Origin of the sequence: Aquirufa ecclesiirivi (assembly GCF_011250515.1) — a bacterium.
Classification (GTDB): domain Bacteria; phylum Bacteroidota; class Bacteroidia; order Cytophagales; family Spirosomataceae; genus Aquirufa; species Aquirufa ecclesiirivi.
This window is the reverse complement of sequence record NZ_JAANOP010000012.1, coordinates 24,302-45,987: the sequence shown is the minus strand read 5'-3', so window position 1 is coordinate 45,987 and position 21,686 is coordinate 24,302. Positions and strand designations below refer to the sequence as shown.

The window sequence follows — 21,686 nt, the reverse complement described above, 5'->3', positions numbered from 1 at the left end:
TCCACCCCTTTTTTTATGAAACATGTTCAGGTAGCTAAAGGTAAAAAAGTCTATTTCGCCTCTGATTTTCATTTGGGCTTCCCAAATGAAAAAGAAAGTAGGGAGCGAGAAGCTTTTTTGTTAAACTGGCTGGAACAAGTTCAAGTGGATGCCCAAGCCATTTTTCTATTGGGTGATTTATTCGATTTTTGGTTTGAATATCAAAAGGCTGTTCCTAAAGGTTTTGTTCGTTTTTTAGGTAAACTGGCAGCATTATCGGATGCAGGCATAGAACTACACATTTTTGTGGGGAATCACGATTTATGGATGTATGACTATTTCCAAGATGAATTAGCCGCCAAAATATACCGCCACCCTGAACGCTTTCAATTATCATTCAGCGACGGATCTAGCAAAACGATATTCGTAGGTCATGGAGATGGATTAGGGCCCGGAGATTATGGATACAAGGCCTTGAAACAGGTGTTCACCAATAAGCTGGCTCAGTTTTTATTTCAATGGCTGCATCCAAACTTGGGGATTCGATTGGCCCACGCTTGGTCCAATACCCGAAAAACAAATGCCATTACAGAAGGAGTGGTTCCCTTTCATCCTGAAACAGATTATATTCTTCAATTTGTGAAGGAACAATACCAACAAGACCTTCAACATCATCAAGTAGCCTCTAGTTATATTTTTGGGCATCGGCATCATCCCATCGCCTGGGAACTAGGAAATGATGCTACTTATTATAATTTAGGGGATTGGTTTAGTCCAGCATTATGTAATGCTTACTTTCTACGTATCGATGCCCATGAAAACACTTTCCAGAAATATTCAGCTTCTTAGTTGTCTAGTATGCTTATTTCTTAGCATTTCTTTCTCCTCAACCGCTCAAAATTCCACGGAACATTGGAGACCCGCTGTGCATTTTTCTCCTACCAGGAATTGGACGAATGATCCCAATGGTTTGATCTTTTTCAAAGGTTATTATCATTTATTTTTCCAACATAACCCACAGGGGAACGACTGGGGAAACATGAGTTGGGGCCATGCTCGTACTAAAGATTTGTTGCATTGGGAGGAACTGCCCTTGGCTATTCCACATGGGGAAGAATACATTTTTTCAGGTTGTGTGGTTTGGGATAAAGACCATGTATCAGGTTTAGGAGACCCCAAGAAAGAGCTATTAGTGGCAATTTACACGGCTGATTATCCCAATAAAAAGCAAGAGCAACATTTGGCCTATTCCAATGATGAAGGCTTGACATGGAAGAAATATGATCATAATCCGATTTTGGATATACAATTACTGAACTTCCGTGATCCCAATATTATTTGGCATGAGGCTAGCAAGCAATACGTAATGTCGATTGCTAAACCCTTGGAGCGATCTGTTCAGTTTTATGGTTCAAAGAATTTATTGAAATGGGATTTACTTAGTGAATTCAGTAATCAAGGAGAATTGGAGATGATTTGGGAATGCCCATCCTTAGTGGAACTGCCGATTGAGGGGCGGGAAAAGGAAAGCAAATGGGTTTTATTTAATTCATCCCAAGGAGTTCAAAAAGGTTTTGTCGGGATGCAGTATTTTGTAGGAGAATTTAATGGTAAGACATTTACCAATGAAAATTCGAGTGATACAAAATTATTCGTTGATTTTGGAAAGGATTTTTATGCCGCCATTCCCTTCTACAATACCCCAGAAAAAGAGGTGTTGTGGTTAGCCTGGGCTTTGAGTTGGCAATACGCCAAAGAGCAGCCAACCTATCCTTGGAAAGGGCAAATGTCGTCTGTTCGAAAATTAAGTTTGGTGGATACGCAGGAAGGCTTACGATTGAAACAGATATTTCAGCCTGATTTTACGTCAATGGAGCCTACTTTTCAGGCAAAGGATATCTCGATTTCAAAACCCAAAATGTTGAATGGCTTTAAAATGCTGCAGGGGAAATCTTACATGATTGATTTGGAAGTAGAGGAGACCCATGCCGATCGCTGGGGATTAAAGTGGCAATCGGTGGATAATCCTCAGGAGTATACCTTGGTTGCTTTTGATGAAATTAAAAAACAATGGTTCATTGATCGCTCTCATTCTGGGAAGATTTTAAGTCCTGGATTTTTCAAGGTAGATTCCGCCCCTTGGGTGGAAGGTAGGTCTCGTCATATGCGCGTTTGGGTCGATCATTCCATGCTGGAGCTTTTGGCTCAAGATGGTACGGTAGCCATTTCATCGCTCCGCTTTCCTGTATCGGCCAAGGAAAATCTATCTATTTTTTCGGATAAGGGTAAATTAGACTTAAAACAAATTACGATTTGGGAGGTGAAATAAGGCTAATTAGCACATTTTATTTTTGTATCTTCGTTTAATTTAATAACTCTAACTAAACACATCTCATGTCTCAATTTGCTAATCGTGTGGAGGTCATGTCTGAACTTGCCAAAAACATGGACGCTTATGTCCAGGAGTATTTGAATCCAATTGAATCCAATTGGCAGCCTTCTGATATGTTACCTGATTCAACGAAAGAAAATTTTTTGAGTGAGGTAAAATTATTGCAGGAAGCAGCACAGGAGCTACCTTATGATTATTGGGCAGTATTGATTGGAGATACGATTACAGAGGAAGCTTTGCCTACTTATGAATCGTGGTTAATGGCGATGGATTCGGTGAACCAAGTTGAGGATCAAGGTCAAGGTTGGGTTCAATGGATTCGTAGCTGGACTGCCGAAGAAAACCGTCATGGTAATTTGCTTAGTACCTATTTATACCTTTCTGGTAAAGTGGATATGCGTGCTATGGCCGTTTCAACCCAGTATTTGATTGCAGATGGTTTTGATATTGGAACCTCTTCTGACCCATACAGAAACTTTGTATATACCTCTTTTCAAGAGATGGCAACCAACGTTTCTCACCGTAGAACAGCCTCCTTAGCTAAACAGCATGGTAATCCACAATTATCTCGCATGTGTGCTCAGATTGCTGCGGATGAATTGCGCCATGCCAAAGCATATCGCCGATTTGTGAGTGAAATATTCAAATTAGATCCTTCTGAAATGATGTTGGCATTTGCTGACATGATGAAAAAGAAAATAGTCATGCCAGCTCATTTCTTACGTGAAATTAATGGCCAAAAAAGTTCTTTATTTGAGCATTTTTCGGATGCGGCACAGCGAATCGGTGTGTATACCACACAAGATTACGTGACCATCATGCAAGGTTTGATTCAAGATTGGGAAGTGGAAAAAATCACCGGCTTGAATGACGCGGCTGAAAAGGCTAGGGATTATGTAGCTGCTTTGCCGGCTCGACTAGAGCGTTTGGCGGATCGTATCAAAATTCCAGAATTGGCTTATCCATTTACTTGGATTGCCTAAATAATTCGAAATAAAACATGTCAAAGAAGTTATCCATGGACGAGCTCAATCGGCTCGATGTTCCTGCTTTTAAAGCATTGGAAAAATTCCCCTATGTGCTTGTCATGGATGACATTCGTAGTATGAATAATATTGGCTCTGCCTTTCGAACGGCAGATGCGTTTCGATGTGAGAAGATATATTTGTGTGGCATCAGTGCGCAGCCACCGCATCGTGAAATCACCAAAACGGCCTTAGGTGCCGATGAATCGGTCAACTGGGAATATTGTCCGACAGCATCCGATTGCATTGCGCTATTACAAGCTCAAGGCTATAAGATTGTATCTGTGGAACAGGTGGAAGCTTCACTATCGCTTCAAGATTTCAAACCTGAAATTGATGTAAAGTATGCCTTTGTTTTTGGGAATGAAGTATTTGGCGTTCAAGATGAGTGGATTGCTGCTAGCGACATATGTTTGGAGATTCCTCAATTTGGTACCAAACATTCGCTCAACGTATCGGTGAGCTTGGGAATTGTGGTTTGGGATTTTGTCTCAAAAACCCAGTTTAACTAAGATTTATTCTTATTTTTCTTTTTGGAGAAAAACTTAACACAAATAAATTTTTATTCCTGTAAATCTTTTCTAGATTTAGGTCTATCGTTATAAATATGTATGAGCAAAGCTGACAAATCATTAATGGAACAACTAGCATTATCTATTTTGCCAAAATTGAGTGGCTTAAATGATAAGAATGCTAAAAAAATGGTCAATACCGCGGATAAAGCTATTGAATTAATAGTGAAGAAATTCCAAAAATTGAAAGACCAACAAGTCAAAGCCTTGGCCGAATTGAAAGAGAAGGAAGCCAAAAAAGCGAAAAAGCAACTGGAGAAAGAGGCTAAAAAGAAAGATAAATTAGCCAAAAAAGCATCAAAGGACAAGCAATTAGCCTTGTTGACCAAAGGAACTAAAACGGCAGGTTCTGAGCTAGCATCTACGGCCGCTGTTAGTCCTAAAAAAGTAACAACGAAATCTAAAGCGACTGCCGCCAGTCCTGTTAGAAAAAAGAGAACTGTTGTAGCTAAATAAAGCTATTTCGTTTATCCCTATAATTTTGCGTTCATCCGTTTTTAGACAAAAAGGATGAACGCATTTTTTATTTTAGATGAAATTTAACATACCCTAACATGATATTATCTATTCAAGACGTTGTAAAACGTTATTCTAGCCATGTGGCCTTAGATCGGGTAAGTCTCGAAATCCCCAAAGGCAAAATCTTTGGTTTATTAGGCCCCAATGGTGCAGGAAAAACGTCCTTAATTCGCATTATTACTCAAATTACGGCACCAGATGAAGGGCAAATCCTTTTTGATGGTGAGCGCTTATCGTCCAAGCATGTAGAGCAAATAGGTTATTTGCCTGAAGAGCGGGGATTGTATAAGAAAATGAAAGTAGGAGAGCAATTGATTTATTTAGCTCAATTGAAAGGGCTAACTAGGCAGGAAGCTACCACTCGACTAAAAGATTGGTTTATCCGCTTGGATATCAAGGAATGGTGGGATAAACAAGTCGATGATTTGTCGAAAGGAATGCAGCAGAAAACCCAGTTCATCTCTACGGTGGTACATGAGCCAAAACTGCTGATTCTGGATGAGCCATTTTCGGGTTTTGATCCCATCAATGCCAACATGTTGAAGGATGAAATTTTGGCTTTAAAAGACCGTGGAACTAGCATTTTGTTTTCTACGCACCGAATGGAATCTGTGGAGGAATTATGTGATTCCATCGCTTTGATCAATCATTCCAAGGTGGTATTGACAGGTGAAAAAGATGAAGTGCGCAATCGATTTAAGGCACATCAATTTGAGGTGTTATTTGAGGGTGATTTGACGCAAGAATTGAAAGGAGTGGATTTGATTAGTCTCGAAATGTCGGGTAATCAAAGCAGTAAAAAGGCTATTTTTAAATTGCAAGAGGCAGTTAGTCCGAATCACTTGCTTGGCCAATTAATCCCACAAGTGCAAATCCAGAAGTTTCAGGAATTGATACCTTCTTTCAATGACATATTCATTCAAGTAGTCCAAGAAACCAATTAATCGCATCAACATGAACAAGATATTTTTAGTTATAAAAAGGGAGTATTTGACTCGAGTGAGTAAGAAATCCTTTTGGATTGCCTCTTTGGTAGCGCCATTATTATTAACGGCAATTTATGCCGTTCCCATCTGGTTAGCCACTCGTGATAAAGAAGTAAAGCAAGTGGCCATTTGGGACGGGAGTGGTCTTTTTGAGCAGAAAGATTTGGCTGATAAGGAAATTGCCTTTCAATTAGTGAAAGGTGATGTAGCCAATATTAAAAAGACGTTCGATAAGCAAGGTTATAGTGCTTTTGCGGCTATTCCAGCGGATATTTTAACAAATCCTCAAAGTTTAAAAATTTACTCAGAAAAGAATTTAAGCCTGTCGTTGAAGAATGATATCGAGCGGATGGTTCAAAATAAAGTACGTGAGATTTTGCTACGTAATGCGGGGATTTCAACCTTGAAATACAAGGAAACTCAGGTGGATATTTCAAGTGATACCATCACGGTTTCCAAGCAAGGAGCGGAAACGACTTCCAGTTCGGGAGGAGCCATGATATTAGCGGCAATTTTAGGTTTTTTATTGTATTTGAGCTTATTACTCTATGGTTCGCAGGTGATGAATGGGGTTATTGAAGAGAAGAGTAGTCGGATTATTGAAGTAATTATCTCCTCCATTAAGCCTTATCAATTGATGTTGGGCAAGATTTTAGGTGTTGGTATGGTGGGATTAACCCAGTTTTTACTTTGGATCGTATTGACAATAGGCTTATCTACGGCCACTAGTAAATTGTACCAAGCTCCCTCCAGAATGGCTACTGTTGCTAATAGCAGTAATTCTGATGAATTGAAGAAAAGTGTAGCCAAGGTGGAGTCTAGCTCACAGCCTATGGATGAGTTAAACAAGGTGATTGAAAGTACCAACATCCCTTTAATTTTAGGTTCATTCTTCTTCTACTTTTTGTTTGGATATCTATTGTATAGCTCACTGTTTGCTGCTATTGGTTCGGCAGTGGAAAGTGCTGCTGAAGCTCAGCAATTCACCTTCCCGGTTATGATACCAATCATTTTGGCCTTCATTTTGGCACAATTTACCATGCAAGATCCCGATAGTAGTATTGCATTTTGGGCCTCCATCATTCCTTTTACTTCGCCCATTAATATGATGGTTCGTTTACCTTATGGGGTACCGACTTGGGAGATTGTACTTTCTATGGTATTACTGGTTGGCGGATTCTTAGCTTGTAGCTGGTTATCTTCTCGAATTTACCGAGTAGGTATCTTAATGTATGGTAAGAAAATGACCTGGAAAGAGATCAGTAAATGGGTATTTTATAAAAACTAATTAGGTATTTAGGTAAATTTTTAATTAATAAAATTCATCTATTTTAATTCGAATACATCAACATTTGACTCAATGGTTAAAAAGAGCTTAGGAATTCCTTGGCTCTTTTTTGTGTCGTAGAAAATCAACAATTTATCTAACGGTACTATTGAATATGCTGGAATATGGGTCATGTGACTAGTTTTTACATGATTTTATAGGAGTTTGATTTTAGGGGCATCCCAGTTCTTGTTTATTTTGTAAAAGAGTTCTACCTTTTGTGTGTAATGTCTTGTTTTTGAGGTAGATAGATTGCTATTTCAAAATTTTTGACCTTAAAAGTTAAAGGACAAATGGAGATTACCGGGTATGCTGAAAACCGACTCGAGTAGGCAAACATGTTCTATACTCATTTATTATGCCCACTTACCTAATAGAGAGAGAGATTCCTGGAGCAGGAAGTCTGCCTGATGATCAATTGAAATCCATTTCTCAAACTTCTTGTAGTGTATTGAAGAACATGGGTCCAGCCATTAAATGGCTTCAGAGTTATGTCACCAATGACAAAATTTACTGTGTATATAAAGCTCCTAATCCAGAAATGATATTGGAACATGCTCGCTTGGGCGGTTTTCCAGCCAATTTGGTCACTGAGGTTTTTACTATTATAGATCCTACTACGGCAGAATAAGTTACATCAAAGATAGTTTGTATTCACAAGAGAGCAGAATCTCTGAAATCTGTGTGAATTTATGTGCCTATGTTGTATTTATTTTACCTGATTCCTATGTAATTTGAGCCTTCTTTAGCTCATTAATTCATTGTAATCCTTGGAAAATTATTTCACCATCTTGATTGATTTCATTGGGACATTTGCTTTTGCCATCAGTGGGATTCGCTTGGCTTCAGGAAAACAAATCGATTGGTTTGGAGCCTACATCATTGGACTAGTAACAGCCATTGGTGGCGGTACGGTACGTGATTTATTGTTGGGAATCCGACCATTTTGGATGCTAGATGGTCGCTATTTTTTAACCACGGGTATAGCTTTGATTGCCATGCTTTTGTTGAAAGAGCGTCTGGTCAAATGGTGGAATATGTTGTTTTTATTTGATGCCATTGGCTTGGGCTTGGTGACTATTGTTGGGATCAGTAAATCCATGGATGCCCAATTGCCCTTTTGGGTTTGTATTGTGATGGGAACAATTACAGGTTCAGTAGGAGGTTTGCTGAGGGATGTTTTGTTGAATGAAGTGCCTCTTTTGTTAAGGAAAGATATTTATGCCCTAGCCTGCGTTGCAGGAGGTTTAGTGTATTTCGCCTGTCAATATGGACATTTATCCACCACATGGACGGAGTTAATTGCCGCTTCGGTGGTCATTTCTGTTAGGATTTTGGCATTTCGTTTTCATCTTCACCTGCCTGTCTTGAATTCCATACCAGCTAAGTCTGATAAATAAACAAGTTTTTTCAGGCAATTAGCCTTAGGGATTTAGACTTAAGACTTTAACCAATCAGCTAATTTTGCCTCATCAAAACCAGCGATTATTTTATCTCCGTCGACAAGAATTGGCCTTTTGATGGCAGAAGTCTTTTGACTAAGAAACTTAAAAAGTGCATCTGCATTGTCTAATTCACTTTTGGTCGCATCATCCAGTTGCTTGTAGGTACTTCCGTTTTTGTTCAATACGGTGGCAGACCCTAATTTTTCTAAAAATAAGCCTAAGGTTTCAGGACTAATTCCTTTCTTTTTATAATCGTGAAATTCGTAGGTGACACCTTGATTCTTTAAGAATTCAAAGGCTTTTTTCATGGTATTGCAAGCAGGTATTCCGTAAATGACGATCATGTTGGCTATTTATTTTAAAAAGGTGTGCGACTTGTTTGTTTTGGTGGTATTTTTGTTTTTTCCTTACAAATTTAACACAAAGCTACCTTATGGAGTATAGAATAGAAAAAGATACGATGGGTCAGGTGAAAGTACCTGCACACGTGTATTGGGGTGCACAAACCCAACGTTCCATTGAGAATTTTCCCATTGCTCAAGATATCAATAAAATGCCTAAAGAGATCATACGGGCATTCGCATTCTTGAAAAAAGCGGCTGCCATCACGAATTTCGAAGCAGGGGTTTTGGATGAATCTAAAAAAGAGCTCATTGCGCAAGTATGTGATGAAATTTTAGCTGGTCAGTGGGCAGATCAATTCCCTTTGGTCGTTTGGCAAACTGGTTCAGGTACGCAATCTAACATGAATTGCAATGAGGTGATTGCTTACCGTGCGCATGTGTTGCAGGGTGGAAATTTGATGGATGAGAAAAAAGTGGTTCATCCAAACGATGATGTGAATAAATCGCAGTCGTCCAATGATACTTTCCCAACGGCGATGCACATAGCAGCCTATCAAATTTTGATGGAAACGACTATTCCTGGTATCACTAAATTACGAGATACCTTAGCCGAGAAAGCCAAAGCATTTAAGGATGTGGTGAAGATTGGTCGTACCCACTTTATGGATGCAACTCCATTGACTTTAGGACAAGAATTTTCGGGATATGTATCTCAGTTGAATCATGGTTTAAAGGCCATCAATAATACCTTAGATCACTTGAGTGAATTGGCTTTGGGTGGAACAGCTGTGGGTACAGGTATCAATACTCCAGCAGGCTATTCGGAGAATGTGGCGAAACACATTGCTACGCTGACAGGTTTGCCATTTAGAACCGCTGAAAACAAGTTTGAAGCCTTGGCGGCACATGATGCTATTGTAGAAGCTCACGGAGCTTTAAAGACAGTGGCAGTGAGTTTAATGAAGATTGGAAACGATGTTCGTATGTTATCTTCAGGTCCTCGTTCAGGAATTGGGGAGATTTATATTCCCGATAATGAGCCAGGTTCATCAATCATGCCAGGTAAAGTAAATCCGACTCAATGTGAAGCCATGACCATGGTGGCTGCCCAAGTTTTGGGGAATGATGTCGCTATCAACATTGGTGGTGCTTCAGGGCATTTTGAGTTGAACGTATTCAAACCAATGATGATTTATAATTTCTTACATTCAGCTCGTTTGATCGGAGATGTGTGTGTGGCATTCAACGATAAGTGTGCCGTGGGTATTGAACCATTAAGGGAGAACATTCAAAAGCACGTGAATAATTCCTTGATGTTGGTGACGGCCTTGAATACCAAGATTGGGTATTACAAATCAGCTGAAATTGCTCAAATGGCGCACAAAAATGGCTCTACATTGAAGGAAACAGCGATTTCTTTAGGCTATGTAAGTGCTGAAGAGTTTGATGAATGGGTTCGCCCTGAGAATATGGTAGGAGAAATTAATCTGTAATGAGCTCCTAAATACGCGATTCTCAGCGATTTATATAAAAAATGCCCTATACGTTTCGTATAGGGCATTTTTTATGCAATTATGCCATTTCTCTTAGTTCTATGCTATAAAATGGACTGACAAATGGAAAACTCGAAGCTATTCGTTGAGCTTCTTCCCAGTCGGATAAAATTAGTGTGACAATCTGGGAAATTTCTCCACCATCAATTTGATTGATTAATTTGGAATCCAAATTTCCCGACGCCGTCAAGTGGATTTGTTGACCTGAAAATTTCTGATATAACATGTCTTCATAGCTGGATTTTAAACCCTTTAGCCAGGTTCTAATTTGCTCTAATTCCTCTTCTGTTGGAAGAGAATTTTCACCTGAAATTCCCGCTACTGGTCCCCGAATGATGATGACAAATCGTTTCATTAAATTAGTATTATTCTAAGATTAAAATTCGCTTTGAAATTTCTCAAAGGGATTCGTTTCAGTTTTGATTTTTGGTTTTTGACTTCGCTCTCTGGGAGCAGATCTTGGCTTTTCTTGCACTGTGCCTAGGAGAGGAGCCAACCAGTTTTGTATGACTTGTAAGGCTTCCTTTTCTAAGGAATAATAGATGAAAACACCATTACGACGGGTACTCACTAAACCCGCTTCTTTCAGTACAGATAAGTGTCGGGAAATAGTAGGTGCCGCATAGTTAAATTGCTCAAAAATGGTACTGGCAGGCAGCTCACCATCCTTTAAAAGTTCTACAATCTTTCGCCTCGATTCATCACCTAATGCTTTGGCTATAGACTCTACTTGCATATTAAATTTATCTATTTAGCTAATTTAGTATAATTCAATGTATTATCCAAAAATAGCATATATGAATGGTATGACAAGCTTATTTAGCACAACAAACAATTAATTGTTGTTATAGCTAATTATAATTTGTTGAACAGCTAAATAATTGGTTGTATTGATAATAATAATTAGTATTACTGCTAATTAATTTAAATTAGGGTTTAGGACATATTTATTCAATCATTTCAAAATAGCATAATGATTGATTCAATGTGAATCTCAGTTTGATCGATTATCTCCAATATCTTACCCATTTTACAAAAAAAATACCCCAGAATTTCTTCTGAGGTATGAGATATTATCAGCATGATGATGGCTAAGAATGCAGTAAAATTCGAAATAGTTAATTTTTTACATAGACTCTTTTAACGCGCTCACTGATGTTGGTCATGAGTTCATACGGGATGGTTTTCGCTTGATGAGCCAATTCAGTTAATTGTATTTTTCCACCAAAGGCAATGGCCTCATCACCTTCTTTAACCACCGGTAAATGAGTGATATCCACCATGCACATATCCATACAAATGGCACCCACCGAAGGGCATAAATATCCATTGATTTCGAACATTCCTTTACCCATTCCTAGGCTTCGAGAGTAGCCATCCGCATAGCCTAATGCTAGGGTAGCAATGCGACCGTTCGACTTTAATTTACCCTTTCTACCATAGCCAATGGTTTCGTTTTTCTTGATGTCTTTGATTTGGGAGATGTAAGTTTTTAAGGTTAAGACATTTTCTAAGGATTTCTTTTCTGCTTTATTCTCTGAAATTCCGTATAAACTGATGCCCAACCGAACCATTTCATAACGCGCTGATGGGTAATTTTTGATGGCAGCTGAATTAGCAATATGTCGGAATGGGGTATAACCTAAAGTTTGAATGATTTTTTTGGTCATTTTATCAAATAGCACCATCTGTTTTTCGGTGAATTTTTGATGTTTCATTGATTCTGATGCTACCAAATGGCTAAGTATACTTGCTACCCAAACTTGCGGCATACTGGCTATCTTTTGGGTTAATTCTTGGCATTGATCAAGACTAAAACCCAGTCGTTTCATGCCTGTGTCAAGCTTAATGTGAATCTTGATGCTTTTATTATGTGCATGGCTATATTCATCAATAGCTTCCAACATGGACATGGAATATACTTCGGGTTCCAAAGCAAAATTGCTTAAGGTATCTAATTCTCCAATTTGTGGATTCATCACCATGATCGGGCAATAAATACCATTTTTACGCAATTGTACTCCCTCATCTGTATAAGCCACCGTTAGGTAATCGATGCCTTGTTGTTGGAGTACTTGGGCTATTTCCACTGCACCTGCCCCATAAGCGAATGCTTTTACCATGACCATCAGTTTAGTATCTGGTCCTATGGTTTCTTTAAAATAGGTTAGATTGTTCTGTAGAGCATCTAAATTGACTTCTAATTTGGTGCAATGTGTTTTGGTCTCTAAAATTTGTGTGATTTGTTCAAAATTAAACTTTCTGGCTCCTTTTAAAAGTACGACAGCATCACTAATTTGATTTAATAGGCCGCTATTTATGAGGTCTTCTGTATTGTAAAATACATCGATCTCTTTGAATGTATCTTGGTATTTAATGAGTTGATCTCCAACGCCAATCAAATGGTCTATTCTTTGAGATTGAAGCAGCATGGCTATTTTAGGATATAGCTCAGGTGCCGCTATGCCTGCCTCGATGAAATCACTGATAATGAGTACACGTTTTTTGTGTTCGTATTTTTTGAGTAGAGGTAAGGCTAATTGCAATCCATCTAAATCATTATTATAGGAATCATCAATAATCTGGTTATTTCTAAGCCCTTCTTTGATTTCCAAACGCATGGATATGGGGCGTATCCATTTGGTTCTAGCCTGTATTTCTTCTACACTCAAACCTGCCACATGCGCCATAATGAGGCAATGGCACAGATTTTCTAAATAGGCTTCATCCGTTAGCTCGGTTTTGACATCCAAAAATGCTTCACTTTGAGCTGGTTTTTTTATACGGATATGGGTTTCTTTCGGACTTATTTTCCAATATACATACAGGCAATGGGCTAGGTCTTCCGTACTCCAAGCAATGAGCTCAGCTTGTGGATTAATGGATTGCATCTCTGTTTTGATGGAATCCTGATCTGCGTTTTTTCGACGATAAACCAATTTTTCTACATGTGAAAATAGCTGTAGTTTTTCTTGTAGTTTTTGTTGATCTGATTCAAAGTTTTGTCCATGGGCTTCTCCAAAATGTGTGAAAATCCCCCAAGTTGGTTGAATGATTTTTTCAATCCGCTGCATTTCACCAACACGCGATATGCCTGCTTCAAAAATGGCAATTTGGTGTTGGGCTTTTAAACCCCACACCGATAAGGGAACGCCAATTTGAGAATTAAAACTTTTGGGGCTTTTGACTATAGAAAATTTACTTTGTAATAAAGTCGCCAACCATTCTTTACATGTAGTTTTTCCATTGGATCCTGTAATGCCAATGACTGGAATAGAAAAGCTTTTGCGATGAATGCTGGCTATTTCTTGCAAGCAATTGATGCTACTTTCCACCACCCAAAAATCTGCCTGGGTCCATTTTTTTGCTTTTTCAGCCAATAAACCTGACCAAGCAGCACTTTCTACAATAAATTCACGGATGCCAAGATGATACAAAGGTTCAATGTATTGATGCCCATCATGATGTACCCCTCTAACTGCGAAAAAAGCCGTTTGCTGAGGTAAATAGATTTGTCGACTATCAAGGCTTAAGATGCTTGATTTTACTTGTGTTGGCGATGAAAAATGAATCATGTATGCAGATCAAATTGGCAATTAGCTAAAATACGAAAAGGCGAGGAATAGTTCCCTCGCCTTTCACGCTATTTTCAATATTTATATTGGTATTATGCTTCTAATGCTGCTACGCCAGGTAATACTTTACCTTCCATGTATTCTAAAAGAGCTCCACCACCGGTAGATACATAACTTACTCGGTCACCATATCCAGCATTATTAATCGCAGAAGCAGAATCTCCACCTCCGATTAACGAAAATGCTCCATTTTCTTCTGTTGCTTTTACTACGGCATCCGCGATGGCGTTGGTTCCTTTGGCAAAATTAGCGAATTCAAATACACCCATAGGTCCATTCCAAAGGATGGTTTTTGATTCCGAAACAACTTTGGTGAATAAGTCAATGGTCTTTGGACCAATGTCTAAACCTTCCCAGCCGTCAGGAATTTCGCCTCTGTCAACAATTTGTCTATTGGCTGAGTTACTAAAATCATCTGCCACCACATTGTCCAAGGGCATGTAAAGATTTACCCCTTTGGCCTTTGCTTTTTCTAATAAACTTTTCGCTAAATCTACTTTATCTGGCTCTGAGATGGATTTGCCGATTTTCCCACCTTCTGCCAATGAGAAGGTATAGGTCATGCCCCCACCAATGATCAAATTATCAACCTTATCTAATAGTTGCTCAATAATCAAGATTTTATCAGAGATTTTAGAACCGCCCATAATGGCCGTAAATGGTCTATCAGCAAATTCTAAGATTTTTTTCGCATTATCAATTTCTGCTTGCATCACATATCCGCTCACACGATCTGATAGAAATTTACCCATTACAGCTGTTGAAGCATGTGCACGGTGAGCTGTTCCAAAGGCATCATTCACCCAAACATTTCCTAAGCTGGCTAATTTCTTTGCAAATTCCTCATCACCTTTTTCTTCCTCTTTATAAAAACGAAGATTTTCTAATAAAAGAATTTCACCTGCCTGTAGTTCACTAGCTAATTGAGCAGCCTCCTCACCAATGCAATCCGTAGCAAATTTTACTTTGATACCAAAAACGATGGAAAGGGGAGTCACTAAGTGTTTCAAAGAATACTTTTCTGTTGGACCATCTTTAGGTCTACCTAAATGGGACATCAAAATAACGGAACCTCCATCTTTCAGAATTTTCTGAATCGTAGGGATCGTGGCTTTTATACGCGTATCGTCAGTGATTTCGTACCTTTCGTTCAAAGGCACATTAAAATCAACACGAACTAAGGCTTTTTTACCAGAAAAATTGAAATTGGCGACTGTTTGCATACTATTTTTGTTTCAAATTGTAAGTGGATACGTATGCCTCAGATAAGGCAGGCAAATATACCCAAGTTTTGTTAATTGTTGAAAAAATCTAATTTTCTGTTGAAAATCTCGAAATTAATAGTCGAATAGTACAATTTTTACTCTTTGAACCTTCCTTTGTATATGGATAATAGTCCTATTCCTAATTTATCACCCACCTACTACTGGGATTATTTTCAATATGTATTGCGTTATGTGACAAAGCATTATGCGGAATTGTTGGATGAAAAAGAAAAGGCTTTTATCTATGAATTTGAAAACGCTTCTTTTTCAGCGCAATGTCTGTATTTGCGTCTAGCATCCCGTAGAACTATTTGGTTTCAAGAAGACCAACTCCACTACTCAGAAATCGAATCCTTGGAAGCGGCTATGACGGAGTTATTTCACTTAAATCTGTTGGAAAGAATTGGCCAATCTGATGGTCAATCGGTGTATGCTTGCTTGAACAATTTAAATAAGTCGATTTGTTTCGACCTCATTCAAATTCCGGGTCAAAAAAGTCCTTTAGCAAAATCTGTAGCTAAATCTGTTTTATATCAATATATCGTTGAAAATTTGTCAGAGGAAGAACTGGTTCAACGCTTAGAAAAGCTTCAAATTGGCTTAATTCGGCCTTTGCAGACCACCTATTTTCATTTCATACAGTTTTTGTTTTTTGGAAGTCGAAATCACGATTTAACAGATTTCGTGATTCGAGATTTGGGGCATCGTCAATTCATTGAAATAGATGAGGCGGATTTAGTCCCTTATTTTTCCAAGCGAGAGGAAGCAATTCAAAAATGGCGCATAAGTATTTGGCGAGAATGGTTTTTTGAGAAGTCGAAGGAAGACCATGCCGTGGATGAAGTGATGGCCAGTTGGCAAGCGAATATGTGGCCCTTGATTCCTGAATTATTGGAATTATGCATCGGTAGTTTTGAAAGGACGTTGTTTCATGTGGCTCGATGGCTGGAACGCCAAGATGAATTAGAAATGGCGCTATCCCTGTATGAAGAAAGTTTAGCGGGAGCATCTTTGGAAAGGCGGGTCCGACTTTTAGTAAAACTTAAGCGATTGGATGAGGCTTTGATGTGGGCAAGGACTGGCTTGGAGTTGATTAGCAATCCCAAGGAAAGGCATTTTTTTGAAGACTTTTTATTGAAACAAGCCTCTAAGAAGCAGATTAAACAAGTGACAGCCAGTTTGAAAGAAGCGGAAAAATTGACTATTTCTATTGAATGGAAAGATCAAGTAGAGGAAGGGGTGGTCGATTATTTTAGAAACCAAGGCTATTATGCGGCATTTACAGAAAACCGAGTTTGGAAGAATTTAATGGGGCTTTGGTTTTGGGAATTAATCTTTCAACAGAATAGATCAGGATTTCACCATCCATTCCAATATGCACCTAGCCACTATGCCCGAGAAAATTTTGCCATAGATTCAGCAGCGGAGTTTCACACCTTGTTGAAACTCTTCGATGATGAGAAAAGCTGGTGGGATTTATTGGAACAAAATGCAGCGCAAAATCAGGGGAAAATGAATCCTTTGGTAGACTGGCAAAATCTGGATTTCGACCTGATTCAGCGCTTGGTGCGAGTGATTCCTAAGTCAGCTTTAGTAGAAGTTGTGAGCTTTATGTGGCAGCATTTGGCGACGCATGCCAAAGGCTTTCCTGATTTATTTATCCAAAAAGGGGAGGAATATGCCTTTATCGAAGTTAAATCCCCCAACGATCATCTTTCTGCCATTCAGTTTTTTTGGCATGATTTTTTTAGGCAGCAGGAAATAGCGGTTCGACTTATCCGAATAGAATGGATTTAATCATTTCTTAATTCATTGATTTTCAAAACATGACTCAACTATTCAAATTTTTGCCTAAAAACTAATTTTAAAATTATTCTGTAAATGCTTGACATCGTTTTGAAAATATTCTACATTTCTGATGAATCTAGAACGTTCTTTATGTTGTAGGCTTTGTCGGATTCCCAAAGCATTATTTCACCTTTAAATTTCAAGCTTATGAAAGTGCAAGTTCATGCCATCCACTTTACAGCGGATCGTAAATTAGTCGAGAGTATCCAAGCTAAGTTGAACAAATTAGAAACCTTTTATGATCGAATAACCAGCGGAGAGGTATTTCTTAAAATAGAACAAGGGGAGGGGAAAGTCAGAGAAAAGTTACTTGAAATAAAAATTGCTGTACCTGGGGCTATTTTGTTTGTCAAAGAGAAAGCAAGATCCTTTGAAGAAGCCTTAGATTTGGCATTGAATGCCATCGCAGAACAGATTAAACGCTTTAAGGCTAAAATAACGCAAGTTAAAGCTGCAAAAACGGCTCTAGATATATCAGAGTAGTTTTTATATGAACATGAAAAAGGGGACAATTTGTCCCCTTTTTTTATGCCAATCTTAGTTGAATTAAATTTGGAATGCTGCTTTTACCGCATCGACATAATCTAATTTCTCCCAAGTAAACAATTCTACTTCTTGACTGATTTTTTGTCCATTAGGTCCAACGAAAGTTTTGTTAACTACTTCGTTTTTACGGCCCATATGTCCATAAGCAGCTGTTTCAGAATATATTGGGTTTCTTAATTTCAAACGTTGTTCGATGAAATAAGGACGCATGTCAAAAATCTCTTCTACCTTTCTAGCGATTTCACCGTCTGTCAAGTTCACTTTCGCAGTTCCGTAAGTATCAATGAACAAACCACAAGGTTTAGCTACACCGATCGCATAAGAAACTTGAACCAATACTTGATCGCACAAACCAGCCGCAACTAAGTTTTTCGCAATGTGGCGCGTGGCATAGGCTGCTGAACGGTCTACTTTGGATGGATCTTTTCCTGAAAATGCACCACCACCGTGAGCACCTTTTCCACCGTAGGTATCTACAATAATCTTACGACCTGTTAAACCCGTATCACCGTGAGGACCACCAATCACAAATTTTCCTGTTGGGTTAATGTGGTAGGTAATCGCATCATTGAATAAAGCCTGTAATTCAGGTTTCAAACTAGCTTTAACGCGAGGAATAACGATTTCAACAATATCCTTTTTGATTTTTGCTAACATTTCTGGTTCTGCTGCAAAATCATCATGTTGGGTTGAAACTACGATGGTATCAATACGTTGTGGTACATGATCATCGGAGTATTCAATGGTTACTTGAGATTTAGCATCAGGACGTAAATAACCGATTAATCCAGACTCGTTGTTACGAATGTATGATAATTCCTGAAGTATTTTATGGGCTAAATCCAATGCCAAAGGCATGTAATTATCTGTTTCTTTCGTAGCAAAACCAAACATCATTCCTTGGTCACCTGCGCCTTGCTCTTCTGGCTTAGCGCGTTCTACACCTTGGTTGATATCAGCCGATTGTTCATGAATAGCAGATAAAATACCACATGAATTGGCTTCAAACATGTATTCTGATTTGGTATAACCAATCTTACGAATGACTTCTCGAGTAATCGCTTGAACGTCTAAGTAGGTATTTGTTTTAACTTCTCCAGCTAAAATCACCTGACCTGTGGTAACCAGTGTTTCACAAGCTACTTTTGAAGTAGGATCAAAAGCCATGAAGTGGTCAATGAGTGCATCTGAAATTTGATCGGCCACCTTGTCTGGATGTCCTTCAGATACCGATTCAGACGTGAATAAATATGCCATTGGCGAAACAGTTTATATGTTTGATGTTATAATTCTGACAAAAATACAATTTATCTTACGAAGCTACAAATGCTATTTTAGCCTGAAGGCACTTATTTGGAGCTAATGATTAAATGGTAAACGGCGCGCATAAAAGGAAGGGTGGGAACACTGGCCATTAAGCAAAGATCCTCCCAGATTCTGGTTTTTTCATCCAAAAAACGCAGCATTAGACTTCCCTTGTTTTTTTGAAATAAAGCTTCAAATACCTCACTTCCTGCGATGGATTGTTCTAAAAGTACTTGTAAAAAGACCTTGTCCAGCCAAGTTTTAAAGGTAGACTGAGGAAGAACCAAGCCTTGTGGGTGATCCTTTTCCAGCTCTTTGACTAAGGCTTGATTGATGCGCTGGGTGCGTAAAAAACTGTAACCTGTAGAAGCTTTAACAAAGCCACCGGAAGTACCTATTCGGATGATTTTGTCAGATAACCTTTGACTAGCCCTTTGATCTAAACACATTGGAATAATCCCTTTTTCTTCTTCTTTGATTTGATAGTCTTCTTCGCTCAATCCATAAAATGCCTGTAAATAGGATTTGATTTTATCCCGATAAAAGGAAGCTTCTCTCACTTGGGCGGAGAAAAATGTATATTCAAATAATGCTTTTTTAGATGAGGTGGGAAGGATGTACATAAACTCACATTCTTTTCCTTGTGCCACTCGGAAATCAAATAAGTGAACAGCATCTGATTTAAAGATGGGGAAGTTGGATTCAATCTCCCAACCTAGAAAATGTTGCTTGATATGCTTTGGATTATTGATTTCGCAGGGGTAAGCCGTAAAGGAATCAAAAACTTTATCCGTGGCATAAAAATCTCCCAGGGAACTTTGGACCTTGGTACTTTTTTCTTCTGGAATAATTTGTAGAACCTCGGCTTGTAAAAATTCAATGTTGGGAAATTGACTCAGCTGCTTTTTGATATAAGTATACCAGTCTATGCTTCGAATTTTATGGTATTGAAATGGAGCAATATCTAAAGCGATACTCTTGGCCTGTGGACCATGAAACCATAAATGTTCCCAGCTTTTTTGAGCTAAAGTATCAAACTCTTCAGGCTTATCTGACCAATAACACCAGGTTTTATCATTTTCAGATTTACTGGAAAGGTCAATGATTAACATAGGCTCTTTCGCTCGCTTACTTTGACTTAAGAAATAAACCAAAGATAGAGCAGACATGCCTCCTCCAGCGAAAATGTATCGATACGTTTTACTGGAAGGGACATTCATACGCATGAGGCATTAAATATGGCGTTCTGCGTGATAACTAGAACGAACCAATGCCCCAGATTCTACATAGGCTAATCCTCTTTTTAGACCTTCTTCTTTGTACATAGCAAAGGTGTCTGGATGAATCCATTCGATCACTTCATGGTGCATTTTGGTAGGTTGCAAGTATTGACCTAAGGTTAACACGTCTAAACCATGTGCGACTAAATCATCCATTGCCTTGAATACCTCATCTTGTTTTTCTCCTAAACCTAACATGATGCCAGATTTCGTTCTTTTGCCAAAGTCTTTAGTACGTTGGATTTGCTCCAAACTTCGCTCATATTTAGCTTGTGGGCGTACGTATCGGTATAAACTAGCCACCGTTTCCATGTTGTGCGAAACAACTTCTTGTCCAGCTTCAATCATGCGAATCAAGGCATCCCAATTACCTTTGGTATCTGGAATTAAGGTTTCAATGGTCGTTTGCGGTGTGCTTTCTTTCACCGCACGTACCGTTTGATACCAAATTTCTGCTCCTTTGTCTTTCAGTTCATCACGGTTGACAGAAGTAATAACGGCATGTTTTACTTGCATCAACTTTATGGCTTCTGCTACACGTCTTGGTTCATCCTCATCATATTCGGGCGGTCTGCCCGTAGCTACGGCACAAAAAGTACAGGAACGTGTACATACATTTCCTAAAATCATAAAGGTAGCTGTACCTTCACCCCAGCATTCACCCATGTTGGGGCAATTACCTGATTGACAAATAGTATGTAGTTTATATTCATCCACAATCTTCCTAACATTCGTGTATTTCTCACCAATGGGAAGTTTAACACGGAGCCAATCGGGTTTACGCGTGTTAGCAGCTGGATTTATCTGAGGTAATTCAATCATCTTGTATCAATATGTTCTTCCGAAGAAAAAAGTTAAGTAACCCGTTGTGTAAACTGATCTAGGGCTTGTTTGGTTAAGCATTTCGACAGGATTTTGGAATACATCCACAATAAAGCCTACTTCCAAACTTAAATAATTATGCTTAATCGTATTTAGTTCTATGTCAAAGCCCGATTTCAGATGCCACCCCGGCACCATTTTAGCATCAGCACTACCCACAAAATAACCTCCTTCACCGACGATTACTGAGCGGCCAGTGGTGTTGGTCATGGATTCTGTGTAAGGAATTGATTTAATGATGGTTCTTCCTGTGGTAGGATCTAAAAAAGAGACATCCACATAGTAGGGGATTTTAACACCTAGACTAGGTCCTGTAGCTAAAATTCCACGTAAAGCGGCTCCTCCTTCACTGGATTTTTTGAACAACATCCATTGCATCCCAAATTCTGGTCTAACGATCAATAGGTTGTTTAACTTACCTTCAATGTAGCTTCGTCCGTTATAAGAAAAAGGGGAAGTGAACTCTCGATAATCCTTTACATTGACAATGTCTAGCCCAATGATGGGTTGGCGACTCGGATTCTTATTCCAAGATTTCCGCAAATTGATACCACCAAAAATCCCAGAATTGGTCGTGGTGGTTAATCCAATGGCCCAGGTTCCTCGTTCTGCCAGTGAACCAGCGGCTGCGGGAATATTACCTGTTTTACTCGAAGTATTATTGGCTTTACTACTGCTTTGATTTGGACTAGTTGTGGTGCTGTTACTACCACTTCGTTGCGCCCACACCAACGCGGGCATCAATAAAAGAGCCAAAATATAATGAGGTAAAGCCTGCTTCAT

At 38.9% G+C, this 21,686-nt stretch carries 21 protein-coding genes; 12 read left to right on the top strand and 9 right to left on the bottom strand.

Annotated features, from left to right (window positions below; translation table 11 throughout):
- Positions 1–15 precede the first annotated feature (15 nt).
- From G9H65_RS13155 to G9H65_RS13115, 9 genes are all read left to right on the top strand, one after another.
- On the top strand, positions 16–828 hold the full coding sequence (locus G9H65_RS13155) for a UDP-2,3-diacylglucosamine diphosphatase (protein WP_166375799.1): 813 nt from the start codon (positions 16–18) through the stop codon (positions 826–828).
- Entirely contained in the window at positions 794–2,308 is a 1,515-nt protein-coding gene (locus tag G9H65_RS13150; protein WP_166375798.1) for a glycoside hydrolase family 32 protein, read from the top strand. The genes G9H65_RS13155 and G9H65_RS13150 overlap by 35 nt, the downstream gene beginning before the upstream one ends.
- A gap of 65 nt (positions 2,309–2,373) precedes the next feature.
- Positions 2,374–3,354, top strand: coding sequence for an acyl-ACP desaturase (locus G9H65_RS13145; protein ID WP_235927521.1), 981 nt, complete (start codon positions 2,374–2,376; stop codon positions 3,352–3,354).
- 17 nt (positions 3,355–3,371) lie between these two features.
- Positions 3,372–3,908 carry an RNA methyltransferase gene (locus tag G9H65_RS13140; protein WP_166375797.1) on the top strand — a complete coding sequence of 179 codons (537 nt, stop codon included), beginning with the start codon at positions 3,372–3,374 and terminating at the stop codon, positions 3,906–3,908.
- Positions 3,909–4,031: 123 nt separating this feature from the next.
- Positions 4,032–4,424 carry a hypothetical protein gene (locus G9H65_RS13135; RefSeq protein WP_166375796.1) on the top strand — a complete coding sequence of 131 codons (393 nt, stop codon included), beginning with the start codon at positions 4,032–4,034 and terminating at the stop codon, positions 4,422–4,424.
- Between the two features lie 98 nt (positions 4,425–4,522).
- Entirely contained in the window at positions 4,523–5,431 is a 909-nt protein-coding gene (locus tag G9H65_RS13130; RefSeq protein ID WP_166375795.1) for an ABC transporter ATP-binding protein, read from the top strand.
- 10 nt (positions 5,432–5,441) lie between these two features.
- Positions 5,442–6,761, top strand: a complete 1,320-nt coding sequence (locus G9H65_RS13125; protein ID WP_166375794.1) for an ABC transporter permease — start codon at positions 5,442–5,444, stop codon at positions 6,759–6,761.
- Positions 6,762–7,158: 397 nt separating this feature from the next.
- Complete coding sequence (locus tag G9H65_RS13120) at positions 7,159–7,431, top strand: DUF4242 domain-containing protein (protein WP_166375793.1); 273 nt, start codon at positions 7,159–7,161, stop codon at positions 7,429–7,431.
- A 139-nt stretch (positions 7,432–7,570) separates the two neighbouring features.
- Positions 7,571–8,200 (top strand): trimeric intracellular cation channel family protein, encoded by a 630-nt coding sequence (locus G9H65_RS13115; protein WP_166375792.1) that lies wholly within the window; start codon positions 7,571–7,573, stop codon positions 8,198–8,200.
- Positions 8,201–8,238: 38 nt separating this feature from the next.
- Here the strand turns inward: G9H65_RS13115 and G9H65_RS13110 are convergent, their stop codons facing one another.
- Positions 8,239–8,589 (bottom strand): Spx/MgsR family RNA polymerase-binding regulatory protein, encoded by a 351-nt coding sequence (locus G9H65_RS13110; RefSeq protein ID WP_166375791.1) that lies wholly within the window; start codon positions 8,587–8,589, stop codon positions 8,239–8,241.
- 89 nt (positions 8,590–8,678) lie between these two features.
- Here G9H65_RS13110 and fumC point away from each other — a divergent pair, with 89 nt between their 5' ends.
- On the top strand, positions 8,679–10,082 hold the full coding sequence (gene fumC / locus G9H65_RS13105; RefSeq protein ID WP_166375790.1) for a class II fumarate hydratase: 1,404 nt from the start codon (positions 8,679–8,681) through the stop codon (positions 10,080–10,082).
- Between the two features lie 79 nt (positions 10,083–10,161).
- On the opposite strand, the gene G9H65_RS13100 is transcribed toward fumC, so the two are convergent.
- From G9H65_RS13100 to G9H65_RS13085, 4 genes are all read right to left on the bottom strand, one after another.
- Positions 10,162–10,497 carry a hypothetical protein gene (locus G9H65_RS13100; RefSeq protein ID WP_166375789.1) on the bottom strand — a complete coding sequence of 112 codons (336 nt, stop codon included), beginning with the start codon at positions 10,495–10,497 and terminating at the stop codon, positions 10,162–10,164.
- A 21-nt stretch (positions 10,498–10,518) separates the two neighbouring features.
- Positions 10,519–10,878: an ArsR/SmtB family transcription factor gene (locus G9H65_RS13095; RefSeq protein ID WP_166375788.1), complete on the bottom strand. Its 360-nt coding sequence runs from the start codon at positions 10,876–10,878 to the stop codon at positions 10,519–10,521.
- Between the two features lie 382 nt (positions 10,879–11,260).
- Positions 11,261–13,717, bottom strand: coding sequence for a bifunctional UDP-N-acetylmuramoyl-tripeptide:D-alanyl-D-alanine ligase/alanine racemase (locus G9H65_RS13090; protein WP_166375787.1), 2,457 nt, complete (start codon positions 13,715–13,717; stop codon positions 11,261–11,263).
- Between the two features lie 92 nt (positions 13,718–13,809).
- Entirely contained in the window at positions 13,810–15,000 is a 1,191-nt protein-coding gene (locus tag G9H65_RS13085; protein WP_166375786.1) for a phosphoglycerate kinase, read from the bottom strand.
- 162 nt (positions 15,001–15,162) lie between these two features.
- Here G9H65_RS13085 and G9H65_RS13080 point away from each other — a divergent pair, with 162 nt between their 5' ends.
- The gene (locus G9H65_RS13080; RefSeq protein ID WP_166375785.1) at positions 15,163–16,839 is read left to right on the top strand and encodes a VRR-NUC domain-containing protein; all 1,677 of its coding nucleotides are present in this window, start codon (positions 15,163–15,165) and stop codon (positions 16,837–16,839) included.
- Positions 16,840–17,037: 198 nt separating this feature from the next.
- Entirely contained in the window at positions 17,038–17,373 is a 336-nt protein-coding gene (locus G9H65_RS13075) for an HPF/RaiA family ribosome-associated protein (protein ID WP_166232858.1), read from the top strand.
- A gap of 63 nt (positions 17,374–17,436) precedes the next feature.
- On the opposite strand, the gene metK is transcribed toward G9H65_RS13075, so the two are convergent.
- The 4 genes from metK to G9H65_RS13055 form a co-directional block, all read right to left on the bottom strand.
- Positions 17,437–18,693 carry a methionine adenosyltransferase gene (gene metK / locus G9H65_RS13070; RefSeq protein ID WP_166375784.1) on the bottom strand — a complete coding sequence of 419 codons (1,257 nt, stop codon included), beginning with the start codon at positions 18,691–18,693 and terminating at the stop codon, positions 17,437–17,439.
- Between the two features lie 92 nt (positions 18,694–18,785).
- Positions 18,786–19,967 carry a lycopene cyclase family protein gene (locus tag G9H65_RS13065; RefSeq protein WP_166375783.1) on the bottom strand — a complete coding sequence of 394 codons (1,182 nt, stop codon included), beginning with the start codon at positions 19,965–19,967 and terminating at the stop codon, positions 18,786–18,788.
- A 6-nt stretch (positions 19,968–19,973) separates the two neighbouring features.
- Positions 19,974–20,843 carry a lipoyl synthase gene (lipA, locus tag G9H65_RS13060; RefSeq protein ID WP_166232852.1) on the bottom strand — a complete coding sequence of 290 codons (870 nt, stop codon included), beginning with the start codon at positions 20,841–20,843 and terminating at the stop codon, positions 19,974–19,976.
- 6 nt (positions 20,844–20,849) lie between these two features.
- Positions 20,850–21,686 (bottom strand): hypothetical protein, encoded by an 837-nt coding sequence (locus G9H65_RS13055; RefSeq protein WP_166375782.1) that lies wholly within the window; start codon positions 21,684–21,686, stop codon positions 20,850–20,852.

Coding starts and splice junctions, on each gene's coding strand:
- G9H65_RS13155 (WP_166375799.1), top strand. CDS start 16: ATGAAACATGTTCAGGTAGCTAAAGGTAAAAAAGTCTATTTCGCCTCT.
- G9H65_RS13150 (WP_166375798.1), top strand. CDS start 794: ATGAAAACACTTTCCAGAAATATTCAGCTTCTTAGTTGTCTAGTATGC.
- G9H65_RS13145 (WP_235927521.1), top strand. CDS start 2,374: ATGTCTCAATTTGCTAATCGTGTGGAGGTCATGTCTGAACTTGCCAAA.
- G9H65_RS13140 (WP_166375797.1), top strand. CDS start 3,372: ATGTCAAAGAAGTTATCCATGGACGAGCTCAATCGGCTCGATGTTCCT.
- G9H65_RS13135 (WP_166375796.1), top strand. CDS start 4,032: ATGGAACAACTAGCATTATCTATTTTGCCAAAATTGAGTGGCTTAAAT.
- G9H65_RS13130 (WP_166375795.1), top strand. CDS start 4,523: ATGATATTATCTATTCAAGACGTTGTAAAACGTTATTCTAGCCATGTG.
- G9H65_RS13125 (WP_166375794.1), top strand. CDS start 5,442: ATGAACAAGATATTTTTAGTTATAAAAAGGGAGTATTTGACTCGAGTG.
- G9H65_RS13120 (WP_166375793.1), top strand. CDS start 7,159: ATGCCCACTTACCTAATAGAGAGAGAGATTCCTGGAGCAGGAAGTCTG.
- G9H65_RS13110 (WP_166375791.1), bottom strand. CDS start 8,589: ATGATCGTCATTTACGGAATACCTGCTTGCAATACCATGAAAAAAGCC.
- fumC (WP_166375790.1), top strand. CDS start 8,679: ATGGAGTATAGAATAGAAAAAGATACGATGGGTCAGGTGAAAGTACCT.
- G9H65_RS13100 (WP_166375789.1), bottom strand. CDS start 10,497: ATGAAACGATTTGTCATCATCATTCGGGGACCAGTAGCGGGAATTTCA.
- G9H65_RS13095 (WP_166375788.1), bottom strand. CDS start 10,878: ATGCAAGTAGAGTCTATAGCCAAAGCATTAGGTGATGAATCGAGGCGA.
- G9H65_RS13090 (WP_166375787.1), bottom strand. CDS start 13,717: ATGATTCATTTTTCATCGCCAACACAAGTAAAATCAAGCATCTTAAGC.
- G9H65_RS13085 (WP_166375786.1), bottom strand. CDS start 15,000: ATGCAAACAGTCGCCAATTTCAATTTTTCTGGTAAAAAAGCCTTAGTT.
- G9H65_RS13080 (WP_166375785.1), top strand. CDS start 15,163: ATGGATAATAGTCCTATTCCTAATTTATCACCCACCTACTACTGGGAT.
- G9H65_RS13075 (WP_166232858.1), top strand. CDS start 17,038: ATGAAAGTGCAAGTTCATGCCATCCACTTTACAGCGGATCGTAAATTA.
- metK (WP_166375784.1), bottom strand. CDS start 18,693: ATGGCATATTTATTCACGTCTGAATCGGTATCTGAAGGACATCCAGAC.
- G9H65_RS13065 (WP_166375783.1), bottom strand. CDS start 19,967: ATGCGTATGAATGTCCCTTCCAGTAAAACGTATCGATACATTTTCGCT.
- lipA (WP_166232852.1), bottom strand. CDS start 20,843: ATGATTGAATTACCTCAGATAAATCCAGCTGCTAACACGCGTAAACCC.
- G9H65_RS13055 (WP_166375782.1), bottom strand. CDS start 21,686: ATGAAGCAGGCTTTACCTCATTATATTTTGGCTCTTTTATTGATGCCC.